The sequence below is a fragment of the Fontibacillus phaseoli genome (genome assembly GCF_003337355.1).
GTDB classification, from domain to species: domain Bacteria; phylum Bacillota; class Bacilli; order Paenibacillales; family Paenibacillaceae; genus Fontibacillus; species Fontibacillus phaseoli.
Genome location: NZ_QPJW01000002.1, coordinates 299323 through 322575, shown reverse-complemented (window position 1 = coordinate 322575; position 23253 = coordinate 299323). Strand labels below are relative to the sequence as shown.

10 protein-coding genes are annotated in these 23253 nt (G+C 47.9%); all 10 read left to right on the top strand.

Translation table 11 applies throughout. The features are described from left to right. Positions 1 to 47: 47 nt before the first annotated feature. Positions 48 to 3242 carry a heparinase II/III domain-containing protein gene (locus DFP94_RS08900; protein ID WP_114496107.1) on the top strand — a complete coding sequence of 1065 codons (3195 nt, stop codon included), beginning with the start codon at positions 48 to 50 and terminating at the stop codon, positions 3240 to 3242. Positions 3243 to 3414: 172 nt separating this feature from the next. Beyond that, a complete protein-coding gene (locus DFP94_RS08895; protein WP_114496106.1) occupies positions 3415 to 6465 on the top strand; it encodes a glycoside hydrolase family 2 TIM barrel-domain containing protein in 3051 nt (1016 codons plus the stop codon). A gap of 385 nt (positions 6466 to 6850) precedes the next feature. Then, a complete protein-coding gene (locus DFP94_RS08890) occupies positions 6851 to 12445 on the top strand; it encodes an S-layer homology domain-containing protein (RefSeq protein ID WP_181873076.1) in 5595 nt (1864 codons plus the stop codon). Positions 12446 to 12563: 118 nt separating this feature from the next. Beyond that, complete coding sequence (locus DFP94_RS08885) at positions 12564 to 13529, top strand: ABC transporter permease (RefSeq protein ID WP_245954639.1); 966 nt, start codon at positions 12564 to 12566, stop codon at positions 13527 to 13529. A 302-nt stretch (positions 13530 to 13831) separates the two neighbouring features. Beyond that, positions 13832 to 14485, top strand: coding sequence for a carbohydrate ABC transporter permease (locus DFP94_RS08880; RefSeq protein WP_245954638.1), 654 nt, complete (start codon positions 13832 to 13834; stop codon positions 14483 to 14485). Positions 14486 to 14583: 98 nt separating this feature from the next. Then, on the top strand, positions 14584 to 16155 hold the full coding sequence (locus DFP94_RS08875; RefSeq protein ID WP_245954636.1) for a DUF3502 domain-containing protein: 1572 nt from the start codon (positions 14584 to 14586) through the stop codon (positions 16153 to 16155). A gap of 44 nt (positions 16156 to 16199) precedes the next feature. Next, positions 16200 to 17708: a helix-turn-helix domain-containing protein gene (locus DFP94_RS08870; protein WP_114496102.1), complete on the top strand. Its 1509-nt coding sequence runs from the start codon at positions 16200 to 16202 to the stop codon at positions 17706 to 17708. Next, positions 17705 to 19441, top strand: a complete 1737-nt coding sequence (locus DFP94_RS08865; protein WP_114496101.1) for a sensor histidine kinase — start codon at positions 17705 to 17707, stop codon at positions 19439 to 19441. Before DFP94_RS08870 ends, DFP94_RS08865 begins: the two co-directional genes overlap by 4 nt. Before the next feature lie 42 nt (positions 19442 to 19483). Continuing rightward, positions 19484 to 20917 carry a glycosyl hydrolase family 28 protein gene (locus tag DFP94_RS08860; RefSeq protein WP_114496100.1) on the top strand — a complete coding sequence of 478 codons (1434 nt, stop codon included), beginning with the start codon at positions 19484 to 19486 and terminating at the stop codon, positions 20915 to 20917. An 85-nt stretch (positions 20918 to 21002) separates the two neighbouring features. Continuing rightward, entirely contained in the window at positions 21003 to 23219 is a 2217-nt protein-coding gene (locus DFP94_RS08855; RefSeq protein WP_114496099.1) for a DUF5703 domain-containing protein, read from the top strand. The last annotated feature ends 34 nt before the right edge of the window (positions 23220 to 23253 follow it).

The following is a 23253-nucleotide window of genomic DNA, read 5'->3' as shown; positions in this document are numbered from 1 at the left end:
GACGCTGGTGGGAAGCAAAACCGAATACGATAAGAGGAGGGCGAAAGATGGAGATAACCTCGAATACGCAGCATGGCGACAAGCTCCGGGCACTGGTCCGGCGGGCGGAGACGCTGCTGGAGATGAGGGGAGACTTTTACACGGACGGCGCCAAGCTGGCGCTGGAGGATACACTTCGGCAGGCAAAACTGGCGCTGGATGGCAAGGACGGCTTGCCGTTTGTCCGGAACCGGGAGTTCCTTAAGCCGCGTCCGGAAGAAGCGGTTCTGTTCGCGACCAGAAGGTATACGATGGTTCCGCCTTTTTTGGAGGAAGGGAGCGTGTTTACCCATTACGGGCTTGAGCCGGCACTTTCATGGTTTGAGAAACAGGATGTGCTGTGCGAAGGGACAGGCAGCCTTCCCGGAAAGGCAGCCTTCGTGCTTGAGAAGGCCCGGGAACTGTTAAAGCAGGCGAAGCTTGGCGATGGCATAGGGGACTATGACACGGGGGCGGGTACTCGACTTGCAGAGTCGATGGAGGCGCTATTCCGGGAGTTGGAAAAGTTCTCCACCATGAGCAGTGGAGAGTCGACGGCCCGAAGAATCGTCGATGTCTTCAACCGCCTGCGGGAGTTTCGCCATTCCCGCCGTTTACGCACGGATATCGAACCGGACTCATCCTTATACCTGACCGCGAAGGGGCTGGAGGAACTGAAATTAGCGGTTTCCTCCATACCGACGATCCGCGAGCAATTTAAGAAGATTGAACGGTTAACCGAATTGTATTCCGTGGAGAATTTGGAGCAGGCGGTTTCAGGGATCATGCACGGCCAAGCGGATTACGATGAGTTGAACCGGCGTTTTTACTTGTGGAGCTCCACGGACAAAATTGTTAATTTTAAGGTCCCCCTTGGTGCGGTCAAAGCGACCTTGTCCTTGATCCTGCCGAAAGAGGAGAATGAGCAGGACGGTCTTGGACATGTTTGGATCGATGATTTGGAGATTCTGACCGCAAGCGGAGGCAGCCTGAACATCCGGAACGGTGGCTTCGACGAAGGAGAGGGAGGGCCGAGACACTGGAACAGCAAGGCGCTTAAAGGAGAACCGATCTTCCGCTGGGAGGACACCTATCCTTTTAGCGGAGGCGGAGCTCAGAACGTCGAAACGGCCAACCCGTCGTCCGAGGTAGCCGTAAGCGGTGAAACGGGCGTCAGACGTTCGCTGTATATTTGCAATCCCGGCCCGGACGATGAAGGAGCTTGGATTTATGACGGTGAGTTTGCCGTGGAGGCAGGAGCGGGCTGTACGTTAACCTTTGCGGCCAAACTCGACGGAAAATTGAAGAAAGGCCTTAGGGTGCTGATCTCGTTTTCGGACGATCAAGGCCGGCTCGTCGGAGAATTCGAATATTTTTTCAATCGTAAATCTTCCGTTCCCGGCGGGCGATTCCTGCTCCCGATGCAAGCCGACGCTATCCGGTTTGCCGTCACCGGGGAGCGGAAGTACGCGTGGAAGGCGAAACTGGCCATGCTGTATATTTTTCACGATTTTTGTCAGGGCGCCGAGCATTGGCTGGTGACGAATTTGCGGCCGGAGGGAAGCGACGCTTACGGGGCCGTGCAGGGCGGACGGGTGATCAGCGTGATGGCGGTCAGTTATACACTGATCCGCTCGGCGGACGTATTCGGCCCGGAGGAGAAGGCTGAGTTCTACGAGTTGGTAGAGTACATGCTCCGCTATTTGCTGGATTTAAGAGACCGGACCGAATGGTCGCCGTATGAAGCCCAAAAAGGCTGCAGCAATTGGCAGACCGACATGTGCGTCGGGACTGGCTTCATGATGATGGCACTGCCCGATTTTCCGAACCGCCATACGTGGTTGAACAACGCGGGCGCCATTCTGAGGGCACAGCTTGAGTTGAACGTCAATCCCGACGGTTCGTGGCCTGAATCGATACGTTATCACCATGCCGCGCTGGAACGGTTTGCCGGATACGCCAAGGTGTTGAAAAATGTGACCGGCGAAGATTGGTTCGAAACGACGCCGCTGGTACGAATGTTCGGATATCCGCCGGATGTACAGACTCCGGGTTACGTGTATTTCGACGGAAGGGTGGGTACGCCACCGTTCGGCGATCATGCGCTCGGTGGAGGGGAGGAATTCGGATATTTTGCCGCCTATCTCTCGGATATTGCCGAGATCGACAAGGATTTGGCAGACCGGATGTACCATACCTGGACCGCGGCCGGGAAGCCTGCCAAGAAAATGGGCCCCGAAGGAATCCTGCTGGAAAACATTCTTCCCCGCCTGAATCGCTATGATCCGGGAGAACCCCTCAAGTTGGAGTCCACAGCCGATTATCCCGACTCGGGAATCTACATTTTCCGTAAGGACTTCGGGAGCGGCCGGGAGAGCTATTTCGCCATTATGTCAAGCCGGAAGCCGGTGGCGCACGGCCATCTGGATCAAGGCTCGTTCGTGCTCTACAAGAATTCCGTTCCCCTGGTCATGGATTCGGGCATCCAAGGGTATTTCGATAGCAGCACGCCTTGGCATATCTGTTCTTATTCGCACGCTTGCCTTCTATTCGCCACGAAGCGAAAGTTCATACCGCGGGATCCGGGGAGCAAGATTAATTTGTCGGCCGGAACTTACAGCCTGGAGCGCGGTTGGGCGGATGTCCCGAAAACAAGCCGGGTACTTGACGTCCGATTGGGGGAAGAGATCGAGAGCATCACGATCGAGATTGCGAATCCGGAGGGCCGAGGGAGACATTTCCGCCATGTGGCGTATGTGAGGAAGCCGGATTTGTACATTATTCGCGATGAGATATTGGAGTTCGATGGGAAAGTGCTGTTCAATCTGCCAGTGGCGGCCGTAGCGTCCCGGGTGAACGGCCGCCGGATCCACTCGAAAGGGGCTTACGGCGTGGACCTGGAGACCGTGTTCCTGGGCACGGTCGATTCGATCACTCTGGACCAGGGCCGTTCCACCACATTTTATGACCGGGGGGACCAGGGAATCTGCTTGATGGATTACGTTCGCGCGGTCGCGGATGCCAAAGCAGGGTTCTGGACGGTACTGTATCCCCGAGAGTGGAGAAGAAATGAGCTGGGCGTTACAAGGGAGCCGGATGGCAGCATCAGTCTGATAACGGAAGAGCATCTCATCCGGGTAGACCTCCGGCCTCTGAAGCAACCTGGAGATGGCGCGATTCAACGGCCGTTCGAAGTATCCGTCGGTTCGAAGCCTATTTTATAAAATCAGTGTTCAGACAATCCCTCGCGAGGCTAGCTGTTGCGAAAAAAGTACGGTTCAAACTTAAAAAAACTCATACGAAACGGTCGGGTTCTCCAGTATATTATAAGACAGGACATTCGGCCCATCGGAAAGTTCGAGGGAAGTTACCCGAATCTGGGAGGAGCGAATCGTTATGATTGCCATTGAGAAGTATTGGGATAACCAAGACCTGCTGCACGTGAACCGGGAACAAGCGAGAGCCTATTATATTCCTTACGCGGATACCACTTCCGCCGCCTCGCGCAAACGTTCCCGCTCACCGTTTTACCGTACGCTAAACGGAACTTGGAAATTCCGTTATCATACCAGCGTCAAGCATGTGGAGGACCATTTTTATGCGGAGGACGCGGATGTAACAGGCTGGAACGAATTGCTCGTACCCTCCTGCTGGCAGACGAACGGTTACGACCAGCTCCATTATACGAATACCAACTATCCGATTCCTTGCGATCCACCGTTTGTGCCGGGCGAAAATCCCACGGGACTTTACGTGAAAGCGTTTAACGTATCGGAAAACTGGAAGGAGAAAGAGAGCTACATCGTCTTCGAAGGGGTGAATTCATGTTTTTACCTGTGGATCAACGGCGCATTCGTCGGCTATAGCCAGGGAAGCCGGAACCCTGCGGAGTTTAACGTCACCCCTTATTTGCGAACCGGAGACAACCGGATTGCCGTCATGGTGCTGAAATGGTGCGACGGCACGTATATGGAGGATCAGGATATGTGGCGTTATTCGGGCATCTTCCGTGATGTCTATTTACTTGCTAGGGATAAGGCACATGTTCGGGATGTCTTCATCAAGCAGGAGCTGTCGGAAGATTTTCGTCTTGGAAAGCTGTTGTGCGAGGTGGAAACGACCGCCTCCCAAGAGGTAGCCGTCGAGATCAGGGACGCTGAAGGCTGCACGCTTCAGACTTTGAGCGCGGTGATTGAGGGCCGTGGAACGATTGAGTTGCAGATCCAGGAGCCCGTATTGTGGAATGCCGAGGAGCCGTATTTGTACAGGGTTTATGTACAGGCCGGCGAAGAGATGCTGTTGTTCAGGACGGGCTTCAGGCAAATCCGGACCCGGGACGGCGTGTTTCTTATCAACGGGCGAGCGGTCAAGCTGAAGGGAGTCAACCGCCATGAGTCCCATCCTGAGCTTGGGGCCGCAATTCCGCTGAGTCATATGATTTCGGATTTGAATCTGATGAAGCGCCACAATATTAACACGATCCGCACCGCCCATTATCCGAATGACCCGCGGTTTCTTGAACTATGCGACGAATACGGGTTTTATGTGATTGACGAGGCGGACCTGGAGGCCCACGGTATGAGTTCGGCGGAGAAATGGGCCGAAGGGGCGATTAATAGACTGTCGGACAATCCGGCTTGGGAAGCGGCGTTTGTGGAGCGGGCCGAGCGATTGGTCGAGCGGGACAAAAACTTTCCGTGCGTGATCATCTGGTCGCTTGGCAACGAAGCCGGCTACGGCGTCAACCATATCGCCATGGCTAGGTGGGTTCGCATGCGCGATGCGTCCCGGCTCGTACATTATGAAGGGGCGGCGGCCCGCTACAAAGGGAGTGCTAACGTCGAGTTTCTCGACATGGAAAGCCATATGTACGAAACCGTGCCGTTTATTGAGGAATACGCCAATGACATTGCGGAAACAAAGCCGCTGTTCCTGTGCGAATATTGCCATTCCATGGGCAATAGTCCCGGTGATTTGCAGGATTATTGGAAGGTCATCTATCAGTATCCGAAGCTGATGGGCGGCTGCGTCTGGGAATGGTGCGACCATGGCGTCAAGGCCGAGACGACCGACGGGAAACCTTACTTCGCTTATGGCGGAGATTTTGGAGACAAGCCAAACGACGGAAACTTTTGCATCGACGGTCTGGTTTCCCCGGACCGGGTTCCGCATACGGGTTTGCTGGAGTTGAAGCAAGTCATTGCCCCCATCAGACTTGAGGCCGAGGATTTGACGAGCGGAAAAGTGCGAATAACGAATTTGTACGACTTTATCGATTTGTCGCATCTGGCACTCTACTGGAAAGTAGAGAAGGACGGCGTTGTGCTGGAGCAAGGGCAGGTTATGCAGCTCGAGGCGGCGCCGCACGGCGGACGGCAAACGCTGATGCTGCCTTATCGGCTGCCGCAGGATGAAGGACGGTATTTCCTTACGTTGTCTTGCCGGCAAAAGCAGGAAACCCGCTGGGCCGAGCCTGGTTACGAAATTATGTTCGAGCAATTTGAGCTTCCGGTGGATAACCCGCATGCGAATTTGCCGGAGCAAGTCCAGCCGCAGCGCGCCTTAGGCCATGGCCATACACTCCTAGCTAATGAGGATGGGCATCGCTTGGTTATGGACGGCTTCGATTTCCGGCATACCTTCGATTTGTACGACGGAACGATCATCGGTATATCCAGACACGGCGTGCCTATGCTTGCCGCTGCGGTTAAATGGAACATCTGGCGGGCTCCGATCGACAATGACCAACCGATGAAATCCAAGTGGATGACGGAAGGTTACGACCGGGCGATGATGAAGGTGTACCGCTGTGAATGGACCCAGCGGCCTGGCGGAGCCGTGGACATTACTGTCGACTACTCCCTCGGCGGCTATATTCGCTATCCGCTCCTGCATGGCAAGACGGTATGGCGGTTCGACAACAATGGTCGCGTGTCCCTCCGCACCGAGGTGCGGCTACGCGAAGAATTACCGTTTCTGCCGCGCTTCGGTCTCCAGTTGACGATGCCCGCCGGAGCGGAGGAGGTCGAATATTTCGGATACGGCCCGCACGAAAGCTACGCAGATAAGCGGCGGAGTACGCGGAAGAGCAAATTCGAGTTGTCCGTGGACGACATGCTCGAAAACTACATCAGGCCTCAGGAGAACGGCTCGCGCTACGGCACGGAGTGGGCGATCGTTTCGAACAAGCAAGGTATGGGCCTCCGATTTGACGCGCCTATCCCGTTTTCGCTCCAGGCGTCGCATTATAAACCAGAGGACTTAACCGCCGCCAAGCATGATCACGAATTGCATCCGCGCAAGGAAACGATCGTGCATCTGGATTACAAAATGAGTGGAATCGGCTCCAATTCCTGCGGACCGGAACTCCACGAAAACTATCGCCTGCAGGAGAAGACATTTTCATTTGAGCTAAGCATAACGCCTGTCTTTAAGGAAGATGAATAAATTCCGCCCCGCATGCCAACGCTCATGCTGATTGAGAGGATCCTTAAAAAAACGTCACGTTTTCCTCATTGGGAACATGTGACGTTTTCTCGTCAGAGCCCCTTTTGTCGATAGCGCTCTATCGTCAGCTTTGAATAAACGTTCACCTTTTTTTGAACTGATCAATTCAAAAAATACTGCACTTTTTTCTTGAAAAACTTCATTCCTGCGCGTGTAAAGTGGTTGTTATAATTTATGAGTCCTCCTCTGGAAAGGAAAACCACTAACTTATTTTGGAGGTGATTGTTATAAGGATTGAATGAAAGCGCTAACACTTTATGAAACCGCTTTAATTTTGGAGAGCATTCGTTTCGTATACTCTAATCTGATGAAGGAGCGAGACCCGATGGAACGATATACAGGATTAACAAGTAAGCGGAGGCTTCGTCGCGGGGTGTCCATACTGCTTTCCATGCTCTTGATTTTGTCGTGGTTGCCTGTGACAGTGACATCTGCATCAGCATTGCAAGTTACCGCCAGCGGATTGAAGCAACAGGTGGAAATTATTAGTGTGACCAGTGACGAAGGATTTATCCATCCCGGTATTGGTGTGACCAAAGAGGTATTGGAAAATCTGAGAACGCAAATTGAAAACAAGCAAGAGCCCTGGTACAGCTACTTTACGGCCATGCTGGAAACAGACTATGCAAAAACAGCCTTTACTTCAAGTATTTCTTCTGATGGGATATCGATAAGAACGGATGCCTATAACGCCAGTAATGTGAAGGACATGGCGTCAAGAGATGGTTTACGGGCATATACCCAGTCGTTATTATACTACATTACTGGAAACGAAACCTATCGTTCAAACGCTTTGCGTATTATTCGATTCTGGGAACAGATGGACCCAAATAAATACCAATATTTTACGGATTCTCATATCCATACGGGAATTCCCTTGTACCATATGATTATGGCTGCAGAAATCCTTCGGTATACTAGTTCATCGGAAGAGTTAAAATGGACCGATGAAGATACGGAGAAGTTTACTAAGAATGTGATAGACCCGACGGTAAGCACTTTTTTGGATTTTAACGACAAATTTATGAATCAGCACAATTATCCTCTGTACGGATCGATTGCTGCTTATATTTTTAAGAATGATTCGGAAAATTATGCAAAAGCAATAGAGTGGTTAACCGTAAACGATTCGGCACCGGATAAGTATATGACGGGATCCATTTATTGGTTGTTCCGGGAAATGACCCAGAATGATGAAACAGATGAACCTGTCAAACCTCATGTACAGCATGTTGAAATGGGGCGGGACCTGGCGCATGGGGAAGGAGACGTGACGAACTTTATTAATCTCGCCAGAATGGTGGATGCTCAGGGGACCAAGGTTGATCCAGCGAGCGGAACCATTAATTCGAAGGGTATATCCATCTATGAATTTTTGAATGACCGGATTTTGATGGGAGCCGACTATTATGCCAAGTTCGCCGAAGGCTTCGATATTAATTGGACCCCTGTGAAATCGACGGCCGAGTCGGAGTGGGCAAAAGAAAAGATATACTCTATACCTTCAGACGAATATAAAGGCCGGATGCACTACTTAGGCACGGGCGGTTGGGATCTGTATTATGTGTACCGCTATAAGCTCGGTTATACGGATGAACAACTGGAAGCGAAAGCTCCATACTTTGTGAAAGCATTCAAGAGCCGGGTTGCGCCGAATTACTATTTCTCAGGCGACGGATCGGCAGCGGATGTATCCAAGGTGGAGACCGGGGCGGAGTGGTGGATTTACGTTCCGAAGGAGGCAGCTAATGAACCGGCCGATTCCATTGCCAGAAGGGTAAGGAAAAACACCTCCCATGAGGAGAGATATCTGCTGCAATTGGAGGATGCCTTTAGCATTATAGACGGTTCAAACCAGGTCAAGGAAAGCACATCACATATTAGCACGAAGACCGAAGGCGACGTCAGTTATATTAGTACGATAGCCAGTGACAATCAAACCTTGTTTGCAGCTTATCGGCTGATGTTTATTAATCGAAACAACACTTCGAATGTCGCTTTAAAAATTCGCACCAACGGTTGGGCCAAGCTTGAATTGAAGAAAGAGAAAGATTCAAAGCCGTTCCAAATTCTTGAGTTGCCGGAAACCAACAATCAATGGCAGTATGTAACCTTTGATATGGGACAAAATTCAGTCTCTTATGGTCAATTCCCATCAAAGACTTTCATGTTGTACTTTAATGTTGTCGGAAACGGATCAAATGTGGACATTGATTATATGGATATCAAAGCCGACAATTCGCTGACTCCTCCCTCCTTCAAAAATACCGCCAAAAGTATGAATATGGCGTTGTTTTCCGGGAGCACGATTTATTACGATTTTTCGGCTGTTGACCAAAACAGTTCGGACGTTGTCACCTATGATCTGCAAGGAGATACACTGCCTGGAGCGACACTTGATCCTGCTAGCGGAGCCTTTACCTGGACGCCAACTGTTCAACAGGCGGGTTCCTATGAGTGTCTTGTTGTGGCTTCCGATGGCACCACAGTTTCGACAGTGAGTCTTATGATTCATGTTGCTGGTGACCGACAAGCAGCCATTGAGTATGTGGCATCCCATGTTGATAAGGACACGGAGTATGAATCGGATTCATTAGAAAAATATAGTGAAGTCTATAGCAACGTTCAAAGTGTGGTGAATACCGCATCGGATAGCGACTTTTATGCCGCGCTGAATGAGTTATCCCAGGCTGCAGCCTCGATGAAGCTCATGAATCCGACATTGAGCGATGGAAGTTTGGATTATACAAAGAGTTCAATAAAATCGTCATTGCAGTCCGGCTACGATGCCTATTTGGTCGATGACAACACGGTTACATTCAGCGGCGATTTGACGGCCAAATATTTCATTATGGATTTCGGTCCTAACTTCCGGGTTCTTCCAAAAAGTTTTGCCCTGCAACCGCGCAATATTTGGCCGGAAAGAATGTCAGGCGCGATTGTTTATGGATCGCTTGACGGAGATTCATGGGTACAGTTAACAGAAGAAGCTGCATACAGCACGCAAATGCAGACCTTAAATGTCAGACGGGAACAGCTTGGTGAAGCCTATCGGTATTTCAGGATTTCAACCTATGAATCCAACGATTACTATGCAAAGAAAAACGGTATTCTCAGTGTAGGCGAGTTTCGAATCTATGGCGAGCGTACCGAAATCCCTTCCAGAATAGCCAGCGTGGCCATTAGTAGTAATGCAGATTCGTTAACACAGCATATGCAGGGGAGCAGTGCAAGCAGCAACGCTCAAGTGCCGGTTAAGAAAGCCATCGCCGGCAATACGCTCACTTTGAGCATCACGTCCAAACAGCCGCTCACGCAGTTGAATGCAACCATTGCCGGAATGGACGCCACGGTAACGAAGCTTGACGAGTTGCGTTACACGGCATCGGTAACCCTCAGTCCGGAGGCAGCCAGGTGGAATGCAAGCAGATACGCTGAAATCGAGGTCAACTACAAGTATCTCGATGCAAAAAATAACCACGTTGAAACATCAGGAATACCGGTGGTTGACATAACGGATGGATCTGTTGTACTAGTTTCGGACGTTTCCCATAGCATTGGAAATATTCTGGATAAAGCAACGCTGACTTTTAATCGACCGACAGATCGTGGAATGGAAGTCGGCCCCAGATTATTTGACCGAAACTCATCGACTTTTATAGATATTAAAAATTCGTCGAGCGCCGGTAACGGCGTGTACTATCTTTTCGATTTCGGGAAGGGAGCCGTGTCGCTCAGTAGTGTGGAAATTGCTCCAAGAATGACCACCAATTTGGCAAGCCGGATGATGGGCATCTATGTGGCGGGCTCCAACGACGGAGTTACGTTTAAGCCGATTTCATCCATGTCCCGAAATATTTGGGATTGGCAAGGGCTGACGGTTACGGAGAGCACTTATTACCGCTATATCAAGATTATCAATGATAGTTCCTGGTTCGGGAATCTTTCGGAATTGGAGTTCTTTGGATCCTATACGGAAGACAGATCGACCGCGAAGGATAGCCTCAAATTGTCCGACTTGCGGCTAAGCGAAGGAGTTATTACGCCGGCATTTGACCCGAATGTGACCGACTATACGGCCAGCGTGACGAATGCGGTCTACAGCGTTAGCGTTACCGCGTCGGTGTACGACCCAGCATCAACGCTCAAAATCAATGGCATTGGTGCAGTGAGCGGGAGCCCGGTCCCCCTTTTGCTGGATGTAGGACACAATTCGGTAATTGTCCAAGTCAACGGACAAGCGGGAACCCAAACTTACCTTGTTACGGTGGTTCGTGAGGAACCTTCCGGTGGTACCAAGTCGCCAAATGCAGATTTATCCGGGTTGATACTAAGTCCTGGATCCCTGTTTCCAGTCTTCAGTTCGGACATAACCGAATATAGCGCAACTGTAGGCTATGGCGTAAGCAGCGTAAGTGTTACTGCGTCAGTGTATGACGACCTGGCGTCGTTGAAATTGAACGGGGTGGCAGCGGACAATAGGGCTGTAAAGGTGCCTCTGCAGGTTGGCTTGAATCGGATCACGCTTGAGGTTACCGCAGAAGATGGCACACTCAAAGTATATACCCTCTATGTTACAAGGGAGAACGAGCCAGACTCTGGTCCTAATAATTCGATCGAGACAAACCGGGTTGTGACAAATCCGGTTGAGACCGGCCCGGACACCACCGTTAACGGAGCTTCTCTCATATTCAATAATGAACCGGATAGCCAAGGGCAACTTGTGTTAAAGGTGAAACCTAAGGAGTTGCTTGCCATTTTGCAGCAGCCGAATGACGGAAAGATATTCATAGACGTACAGACGTCCTCCTCCCTAACGGGTGTGACTGTGCAGCTTCCAGCTAAAGCATTGCTTGAAGGGAAGGCGGACACAGCCGTCGATTCAATCTCCTTCCGTTTGAAATTGGCTACTGTAACGATAGCGGCGGATTGGCTGGCGAAAGCGGCAGCCGAGACCGGTGCGGATAATTTGACCTTGTCGGTGACCGCCTTGAATAAGAATCATCTTTCTTCTGGTGTGAAAAAACGGATTGGCGGGAATACGGTGTTTGATGTTCAATTGCAGGCAGACGGCAGGCCTATCACTGATTTTGCAGGACAGAAAGCGGCAACAGTTGAATTGAGTTATGTCCTGACAGCCGGTGAGCATCCGGATAAAATCGTGGCGTATGATATGGACGGGCCGGGCAAGATGCAGGTAATAAGAAGCAGCCGGCTTGATCGGGAAGCAGGCAAGCTGATCTTTGTTCCAGAGCGCTTTAGCGCCTATACGATTCTGGAAGCGGACGTAAGTTTTGCCGATCTGACAAGCGTGCCATGGGCGGAAAACGCCATCCTGAATCTGGCGGCCAAAGAGATCATTCAGGGTATGGCGCCAGGCCAGTTTCAGCCTGATGCAGCTGTAACCCGCGCCCAATTTGTGAAGCTGCTGGCCGAGAGTTTGAACCTTCAGATTGGAAATGAAGAAACCGGCTTTACGGACACTGTCAAGGGGACGTGGTACTACGAGGCTGTTGCAGCGGCGAAAAAGGCTGGGATCATCCAAGGATACGAGGATGGTCGGTTTGGAGTGAACGAGCCGATAAGCAGGCAAGACATCGCGGTCATGGTGGATAGAGCAATGGCTTATGTGAATATGCCGTTAAATACCGCTCAAACAAAGTTTTACATAGATGAGCGTGATCTTTCCAGCTATGCCAAGCAATCTGTATCCAGATTGTCGGAGGCGGGTGTGTTGAACGGGATGAGCGAAGGCAGATTTGCTCCGCACGAACAAGCTACCCGGGCACAGGCTGCAATCATTCTGTTCAGGATTCTTCAAGTGATCCCCCAGTTTAACTGGGGGTTTATTTCAGGGAGTACGCCTCCTTCATTAACCGAAGGGGGAGATTTTTTATCCCTCCCAACGCTCAAACGTTGAAGTTACGTCAATCCGGTTTGGCCTGAAAAACAATACAAAAGTACAATGAATCGGGAAAAAGTAATATATGCGCTACTCTCCTGCATTGCTAAACTTGTTTTAGAAGGAGAGGGATGTTATGGAACATACGCCAATGGTTGTTGGAACCAAACTTAAGACGAGAAAGAAAAAATGGTTCTCCGATTTCAGAGCGCATAAGACCTATTATTTTATGTTAATTCCGATGGTTGTTTTTTTTATTTTCTTTAGTTATTTGCCTATGTTCGGTTTGTATTATGCATTTATTGATTACGATTTCAGCAAAGGTTTAACGAGTCCGTTCATCGGCTTGAAAAATTTCGAGTTTCTGTTTCACGGGGGTATGGAATCGATTATTTGGAAAATCACAAAAAATACAGTTCTTTATAATGTCGCATTTATTATATTGAATAACTTCTTTCAAATAGCCGTTGCGATATTACTGAAAGAACTGACGTATAAAAAATTCGTCAAAACTACGCAAACGCTTATGTTTATGCCTTATTTTGTTTCAATGGTTATTGTTAGCTCCATTGTTTACAACTTGTTTAATTTTGACTACGGAGTTGTAAACGGTGTCATTTCCTTTTTAGGCTTTGAAAAATTTGATTTCTATGCAACGCCTCAAGTTTGGCCGTTCATTATTGTAGGAATTGAAATCTGGAAGGGGCTTGGTTACGGCAGTGTCATTTACTTGGCTTCGATTATGGGGATTGATGAAAGTGTATATGAAGCCGCCTATGTTGACGGCGCAACAAAATGGCAGCGCATTCTTCATATCACGCTCCCGCTTTTAAAGCCGACAATTATTGTCCTGGTACTTTTTGCGCTTGGCGGCATTATGCGGGGACAATTCGATTTGTTCTGGAATGTGGTAGGCCAGAATGGGCTGTTACTTAATGCTACGGACATCATCGATACCTATGTGTACCGTTCCTTAACCGTTAATTTCAGCATTGGATTGGGGTCTGCTGCTGGTTTGTACCAATCGGTCTTTGGTCTGGTTCTCATTTTAACGGTCAATGCGATTGTTAAAAAGGTAGATAAAGATAACGCGCTATTCTAGTTTATGAACGTATCAACCCATTTCAGAGAAAAGGAAAGGAGCCGGCTATGGCTGCGTTAGAATCAAAAAGCAATAAAATCCGTGTAGATCAAAGCACTAAAATCTTCAATATCGTTTCCGTTTTGATGGTTTTATTTTTTGTCATCATTTGTGTGTTGCCCTTCATTTTGATACTCTCAGGATCCTTTAGCAGCGAGTCTGCGATTGCTGTCAACGGGTACAGTTTTTTGCCTCAACATTTTACTCTGGATGCCTATAGTGTAGTTTTTACGACTTTAGGCGGTACTATTGGGAACGCATACTTGGTTACCATTTATGTTACGTTAACCGGGACTGCGCTGGGGTTAATCGTAACCTCGATGAGCGGTTACGTTTTGTCAAGACCGGATTTTAAGCATCGGAACAAAGCGGCTTTCTTTATTTACTTCACGACCTTGTTCAGTGGCGGCCTAATCCCTTCTTATTTGGTTAATGTTAATGTTCTTCATCTGGATCATTCCCTGATGGCTATTATTTTGCCCGGCTTAATGAGTCCCTTTTTCATCTTCTTGTACCGCAATTATGTGAAAGGAATCCCGGATTCATTGATGGAATCCGCAAGAATAGATGGTGCCGGAGATTTTCGGATTTATTGGCAAATCGTCATTCCGCTGTGCAAACCCGTTTCGGCAACGATTGGATTGTTTCTTGCATTAAGCTATTGGAATAACTGGTTTGGATACAGTCTTTACCTTGTGGCGGATAAGGATAAATGGGGCTTGCAATATTTGTTGTATCGCATGTTATCCCGTGTAACGGATGCTGTTCGTGATTCGCAAATCATAGTAGATCAACTTCCGACAGAAACGATGAAACTGGCAACTGCGATGCTGGTCACTGGACCTGTGATCCTGTTCTATCCATTCGCTCAGCGGTTTTTCGTTTCGGGACTAACTATCGGCGGCGTTAAAGGCTAACAGACTGAATGTGTTGTTGTATAGGGGAAACACGATTAAATAAAAAATGTTTCCTCTATTTAACATAAATTTAGTGCCAATAAATGGAGGGGATTGTAATGACAGTAATCCAAAAATTGAAAGTGGTTTTATCGGGGGTGCTTGTGTCGGCTCTAGTATTATCGCTGGCTGCTTGCTCATCCGGCAAGAATGATGGGGCTTCGCCATCTCCGGATGCGTCCCGGGAGCCTGCTAAAATTGTGGAATTAAAAGCTCTGACCATGGGAACCGAACCGGCTTCGGGAATGGACAATTTCTACAAGCAGCTTGATGAATTGACCAAAAAGGATCTTGGGGCCATCGTTCGTTTCACCTTTATTCCTTGGGGAGATGAAAAAAATCAAATCAGCCGGGCCATTGTGGCCAAAGAGTATGATCTCTATGCCGGCGGCTTTTGGTCGGACTATAAAAATTTTGCCACCAAGAACGCATTTGCTGATTTGAAGCCTTCGTTATCAAAAACGCCGAAGCTGGTCGAGCATTACAAAGGTATATTGGACCGGATAACGCTTGACGGCAAACTCTATGGGATTCCGCAATACGGTAAACCCGGCGGGGGCAACTGGGGATTCTTTTACCGGGAAGACTTGCGGAAGCAATGGGGCCTGCCGGAAGTCAAGGATTTGGAGTCGGTAGAGAAATACCTCTATAAGGCCAAGGAGGAATTCCCCGATACTCCGATGATTAGCGATAAAGGCTTTATCCTCAATGTGTTCAGAATGTTAGCCGGCGATAAATACTTGGACCCTACAGGCACAATGACTACCATGGCGCCTGTCAACGATCCCTATAAAGTCGCATCAATCTACGACATACCTGAGTATCAGCAGGCTCTGCGGATTGCAAAAAAATGGTATGACGATGGTATTGTGGCTCGTGATATTTTGGCAGGACAAGCCAATGAAACCAGTAAAACCTTGGAACTGATGAAAGCCAACAAAAAGCCTCTTGAGTTCACCAATCACTTTGGCGCTGTAAGCAGCGGTTATATTAACCAACTGAAAGCGGTAAACAAAGATTGGGAGTTTGGTTGGCTTGACTACACGGTAGACTTGGCACCGGATACCGCATTTTTACCTAAACACTCCGTGGAAACCACAACGATGATTTCCATAGGAGCGCACAGCAAAAATGTGGAGACCGCTTTGAAGTTTATTGAAAAAGCGCATACGGATAGAGCATACTACGACCTTTTGCAATACGGGGTAAAAGATGAACATTATAAATTGGACGGCGAGTCTATTACGTTTGAAGGAATAGACCCCAAGAACAAAAAGCCGGGTTGGACCGGATTGAATGATGGCTACATGAACCGTGTGGAAAAATATCCGGGCGAATGGCAAGCAATATATGACAGGCTGCAAACCGAAGGCGCTAAGCTGGGCGAAAAGAATGGCATTGATCCTTATGAAGGCTTTGTTTTCGACACGAAAGATATAACGGCCGAGATGGCAAATATTGAAACCATCAGAACCCAATACGCAATACCATTGGCAGTAGGGGTAATAAAAAAGAGCATAGAGGACGATCTGGATACCATGAACCAGCAATTGAAAGGTGCGGGCATGGAGAAATATATGGCTGCCTTACAGAAGGCATTGGATGATTTCGCAGCAACCAAACAGAAATAAACTCAATAGAATCAATTGACAACCTGTCCAAGGAGAAGAAAGCCATGAAACTGCTTATTGTGGATGATGATGACTATACTCGTCTTGGCTTGCTGGAGTCCGTAAAATGGTCAGCGTTTGGCATTGAGGAGATCAAAGAGGCAAGGGACGGAGCGGAGGCTTTGCGTGAGGCGGCCAGCTTCAAGCCGGATATCGTCATTACGGACATACGCATGCCGAAGCTGAGTGGAATCGAATTTGCGGAGAAGCTTTTAGATCGCTGCAATGAGAGCAAGCTTCTGTTTATGAGCGGTTTTATGGAAGTAGATTATCTAAAAAGCGCCATTAAGTTGTCCGCCGTGGATTATATTGAGAAGCCGATAAAGCTGCCGGATCTGGAACTTGCTGTAATGAAAGCGGTTAATTCAATTCGCTTGCAGCAAGAGGGGCAAATTATACTAGCGGAAAAGTTGAAGTTGCAGCGACAACGCCTGACTGAAAGTTTAAAATCCGGGATGGTAATCCAAGGTGAAGTTTTGCCGATTTGCAAAGAAATTGGTTTCCAGGCAAACAGTCATTACGTTTGTATCGTTTCGTCCGTCATGACCAAGCAGTCAGATCAAGTACTGGATACGGAAATGCATCAAGCCTTTTGGGATGCGCATAAGTATCCGTCATTGAACGTCCGGGAGGATCAAAATAGAATTCTTACAATTGTGGCTCTTAAACATGACGAACTCAGCAAAGTGCGGCAGCTATGCCATCATCTTATTCATCAAAACAACGAATTGATAATCGGGATGGGACTGAAAGCAGCGGCGCTTGAAGGCATTGCAGACAGTTATCGGACAGCGAACCGAACTCTGGAACTGTCATTTTACCGCCCGGAACAGCGTTTGTTTTGTTTCGAAGCGAAGAAACTTTCCGAGTCGGGGATGGATCTTTATAGCGATTTCTTCTCAATTTATAAAAAAACCCCCGAACAGCTGCCCCATTGGCTTGATTCCCTATGTGGCAAGATTAAAGAGGACGAATATCTTAGGAGAGAAAGAGTGTGCAATCTCTTTCTCTCCTTTGCACAAGCTATTTTATTGGAGAAACCAACGGTACTGGCACGACTGAACCATGTCAGCAGCCAAGGAGATGTGGAGAAAGATATATTGGAAAGTCCTTCAATTGATGAGCTGAGAAGTTTTATGAAAATTATCTTTACCGCCTATATAGAAGATTTACGAGAGTCCATATCCTATTCAAGCATTGTGCGTGAGGTAATGAATTTTGTGGCAGCCAATTATCGCAATGCCGACTTGGATGTCCGGGAAATATCCGAACATGTTCATATGTCCGCCAGTCATTTAAGTTATTTATTCAAAAACGAGACGGGATTCACCCTGAAGCAGTACATCGGAGACTACAGGTTGGAACTTGCCAAAAAAATGATATTGGATGAGCACTACAAAATCAACACGATCGCTGAACGTTGCGGATTTGCAAGTCCAAGCTATTTTACGAAGGTTTTTCGTGCTTCGACCAATCTTACCCCCATTGAATACCGGAAGCTGGGGACACAATGAAAAAACATTTGTTTGGTAATTTTTCACTTAGAAAAAAGCTATTGATCATCCTAGCGCTGTTTGGACTAGCGCCTTTGATAACCACTTTTACGATATCCTATCTGGAAATCAAGCAAGAGACGTTGAATAGCCAGAATTACGCGGTCAATCAAAATTACGAACAAGCTTTAACATCGCTGTCGGACAGATTTCGGCGGATTGAGAAGCTATCCACCATGATTATTCTAAATGATGTTTTGGTGGATGCGCTGAACCAGGGACCGGAAAACATGGACATCGGGGAGCAAATTTTCGGGTTCGAAAAAATTGATTCTTACACCAAAATATTGGAAGAAAGTTCGGAAAGTGACGGCATCGTGTACTATATCGATGATCGCTTTGTGGTTTCCGGAACGGATACGCGCTTTCGAAAGCTGAGATTTATTGAAGGGAAACCATGGGCGCAAAAGGTATTAACCAGCACCGGAGAGCCCGTCTGGTTTTCTTACTCGGATGTTCGTGTTACGGGATCCATCCCGTATCTCGCCCTCGGCAGAATTTTATGGAATGTGAGAGACTATCAAGATTCCATAGGAATGGTCGTCATCCATATGGATTTGCAGCCCATACGGGCCATTCTGACCAAAACGGTTCCCGAGCAGACGATTGGTTTGATGGATAGTAAAGGTCATAGGATTGCAATCAGCCAGCAGGAAGAGGCATTAACCCGGCTGCCTTTTTTAAAGGAAACAGGCAATGGGTTTGAGGCTGTGCAATTGGATGGTAAGGACTACCTGTATCGCAGCAACCAAATCGGCAAGAGCGGGATCTACCTGACAACGATGATTCCCAAAGAAGCGGCATCGGCAGCGGTAAATAAAGTCGGCTCCCAGATTTTGACCATGTATATAGTTGTGATTGCTATATTGCTCATTCTTATTTATCCGGTCACAAAGTCCATTACGGGCCGGGTATTCCTACTGATCCGGAAAATGGATCAAATTCGCAGGGGAGAACTGCGCAAACTGGACATAGAGCCGAGCCAGGACGAGATAGGACGGTTGGTTTCCAGCTACAACTACATGATCAACAGCGTACAAGAGTTGCTGCAAGAGCAGTACCGTTTGGGTGTGGAAAAAATCGGGGCCGAATTAAAGGCGCTTCAATCCCAGATTAACCCTCATTTTCTGTATAATACGCTGGATATGCTGAACTGGATGGCACAGAGAGAGGAGCGCAGCAATATTCAGCAAGTGGTATACGCGTTGTCGGATTATTATAAGTTGATCTTGAACAAGGGCGAGGACTTCGTGACGTTGAAAGATGAGTTGCGATTATCAAGTATTTATGTAGAGATTCAGCAAAGAAGATTCAAGGATCGAATCGTTTTTAAGACCGATATCGAGGACGATGCCCTCGATTGCATGTTGCCAAAAATAACCCTTCAACCGCTGGTAGAAAATTCGATTTTGCACGGAATTACAGAGAAGCCGGAAGGCAAGGGAAACATCTTCATTCGGGGAAGGGTATGCAATAATCGATTAGTGTTGACGATTGAAGACGATGGAATCGGGATGAGTTACCACCGGGACGGCAGGCCACGAACTCACGGAAGCGGGTACGGGGTGAAGAATATCGAAAAGCGTTTGGAGCTGTACTTCGGTGAGCAACGGTGCATTTACTTTGAGAGTAATCCGGGAACAGGAACCCGTGTATTCATAAATGTTCCCGTGGTGCGCAATGACGTTAGGTAAATATGGGAATTAATATCAACAAACCAAAGAGGTGGTTTATCGATGAATCAGTTGATTATCTACGGGGCGCCCAAGGACGCAGTGAGAAACGATGATTTTGCGGTGTACGTCCGTGAGCCCGGCAAGGCTTGGCAGGAACTGTTTGTCTATGAAGCCAAAGTGGATATGCATGACGTCAGAAGCGCATCCATGGCCTATTTTGATATGGAAGGCGAAATGGAGGTGAGGATTGAGAGCCGGAAACAACCGGTTCACCGTGTCGATATCCGGCCTTTATCGTATCATGTGAAATTCTCGTACGATGAATATGCGGTTAAGTTTACGTTGAATCAACCCCGGAAGCTATCCATAGAGATCAACGGGGACCGGTTTACCAATTTGCATCTTTTCGCCAACCCGTGCGAGCAGGACGCGCCGTTGCCTGAAGACAACGGGATTCAGCTTATTCGGCCGGGGATCCATCGGACGGAGGATCTGCTTGGACTGCTGGAGCGACCAAACGGCAGCACCGAGCGGAAAACGCTGTATTTTGCTCCTGGAATGCACTATATCGAAGAGACGGTTTTACGTATTCCTTCCCACACTACGGTGTACATAGCCGGGGGCGCGATCGTGGTCGGATCGCTGGTTTGCGACCATGTTCAGGATGTGGTCATCCGGGGGCGAGGCATATTGTATCTCTCGGACTTCCATCGCTTTTCGGCATTCAGAGGGGTAAGGATTATCTTCTCCAGGAACATCGATGTGGAAGGAATCACGGTCCTTGATCCGCCGCATTACAGCATTTATTTAGGCAAATCGGAGCAGGTGCGCATCCGCAATTTCAAATCCTTCAGCACCCGGGGTTGGTCGGACGGCATCGATATGATGGCTTGTACCGATATTGAAATCGACGATGTGTTTCTGCGCACGTCGGATGACTGTATTGCAATTTACGGGTCGAGATGGGATTACCGCGGGGATTCCGGCCGTATTCGTGTGCGCAATGCGGTGCTGTGGGCTGACGTCGCTCATCCGCTGATGATGGGAACACATGGCGATCATTGCGGGAACGGCAATACGTTATATGATGTGCGGTTTGAAGACATAGATATTCTGGAGCATCACGAGCCGCAAGTCAATTATATGGGAGCCATGGCCATCAATGCTGGCGACAAAAATACGATCCGCGATATTTCGTATAAAAATATTCGGGTCGAAGACTTTGAGCTGGGACGGCTGATCGATGTCCGAGTGATGCAGAACCGGGATTACAATCCGGCTCCCGGGAACCGGATCGAAAATATCACCTTTGAAGACATCCGGTATCAAGGGACGTGCTCTAACCCAAGCCGAATATTCGGCTATGATGCCGAGAGAACGGTTTCGGGCGTCCGTTTTACGCGGCTCCGCATTAATGATCGGCTCATCTTGCAGCCCGAGGAAGGTTTGTTGGAACTTAATGATTTTTCAAACCAAATTACATTTGATATTTGAGGATGTATATTTTTGTTTTGGCCTATTTGCACTGAAACTGACCCTTTGAAATCTGATAACCAATTTAGAAGGGGGACTCTCATTTATGATGGAAAAATATAATGTTGTATGGACATCCCAGAGCAACGGTTCGGCGGATAGCATGCCGCTTGGTGGATATGACACAGGGTGTAATATATGGGTAGAGAACAATTATCTATACTTATATGTTTCAGAAAGTGGGACATTTGATGAAAACTGCACTATGCTGAAGCTGGCTCGGCTACGTATTTGGATTGAAGATCGTCGGGAAATCTTTGAGAAAAACTTTATTCAGGAGTTGCATTTAGAAGAAGGTTATATAAATATTCAGGCCGGGGATGAAGGGGATAAGATTCGATTCAGAATTTGGGCGGCGGTAACCAAACCGGAAATTCATATTGAATATCAATCGGATCAGCCTCACTCCCTTCGGGCTGCACTGGAGAACTGGCGTTACCGGGAAAGGGAAGTATCCAAAAACGAACGTCATCAATGCAGAGATTATGAATTTGGTTATCCTGGTAGAGTAGTTACCTATCCGGATGTAGTGGAAACTAGGGAAGAAAGTATATGCTTCTATCATCGTAACAAAAATACGGAAACGGCTTGGAATCACATCATACAACAGCAGCAATTGGAATCTGTTCAGGATAAAATCCCCAACCCATTGCATGACCGCACTATGGGAGGGATATTGACTATGAAGGGAATGCAATATAGTGGAGAATACGAGGGGATTCATGCGGGAACAGATTTTTTAGGGTATTCATATGAAACAACAAGTGCGGTAACAAATCAAGAAATCATCCTTACCCTTCATACAAAATGTTGTGGAAATATGGAAATTTGGAAGGGTGAACTGGCTCAAAAGGCCGGAATTTCAGCCGTTTTTGAGAAGTCGGTTCAGTGGTGGAAAAATTATTTTCAAAAAAGTTATATATACATTAATAAAAACGATGAGCAGTCCAGTGAGTTCCGATTGGGGAAGAATTATCAACTTTTCCGTTATATGCTGGGCTGTAATTATTATGGGGAATATCCGACGAAGTTTAATGGGGGACTTTTTACTTTTGATGAAGGGAAGACACCGGATTTCCGGTGCTGGTCCGGCGGAGGCTTTACCTCGCAAAATCAGCGACTTGTTTATTGGGGAATGTTGAAGACAGGCGATTTTGAAAGCATGCGCGTTCAGCTGGATTTTTTCAAAAATCTGACGGAGGGGGCAAAGGCCCGGGTGAATCTTCATTTCCGTCAAAAAGGAGCTTTCTTTTATGAACAGGGAAATATTTTTGGTACCTGCACAGGAGCGGAATACGGATGGAATCGCTCGCCTGAAATTTCGACCGGACTTGAGGATAATGCATGGGTAAGGTTGCATTTTTCATCCGGACTGGAATTTGCGCTGATGATGCTGGAATATTCCAGATATACTGGAGAATCTATTGAGGTTTACATGAATTATATCGAAAATATTTTGGACTTTTATATGGAGTATTATCCTTTGGATGAAGAAGGGAAGCTATACCTATTTCCTTCAACGGCCTTGGAGACGTTTAAAGGAGATGATCCGCACAGCAAAAACGATACGGTTTATGGCTGCGCCAATCCTATGGATGCGGTCGCAGGTATTCGTTGCGTACTCGAAGGACTGATCGATTATTTGAAGGATAAAGAGAAAACGAAAAAGTACAGGGACTATCTTGAGAGATGTCCAGAACTTCCAATCGGCGTCGGTGAAGCAGGGGGAAAAGTATTTTTGCCGGCGGAATCTTACAGTCCGAAGCCCTTTAACTGTGAACTTCCACAGTTATACAGAATCTTCCCTTTTAGTCCGTTTGGTTTAACGGAGGAAGAACGGGAAATCGGGCGAAACACTTATCGCCAACCTTTTCCAACCGAGGAGATGTATCTCGGAGTCAGTTGGCATCAAAATGGCATTTTTGCAGCCCGACTGGGTTTGATAGAAGAAGCCTGGAAATACCTGTATGAAAAATTTGACAATGCACCAAAGCGGTTTCCGACTTTTTGGGGTCCTGGTCACGACTGGACACCAGACCATAATCATGGTGGATCCGGGATAATTGGCCTTCAGGAAATGCTTATGCAGTGCGACAAGGATAAAATAAGGTTATTCCCCGCCTGGGATAAAAACAAGGATGTATCCTTTAAGCTTTATGCACCTCAGAATACCCTGGTAGAATGCGATCTGAAAGATGGAGAAGTTACGTATCTGCATGTGATGCCGGAAGCAAGAAAAAAAGATATAGAAATACAGACTTAAATACGAAATGGGTGGCTGAAGAAAAGGAAGGCAG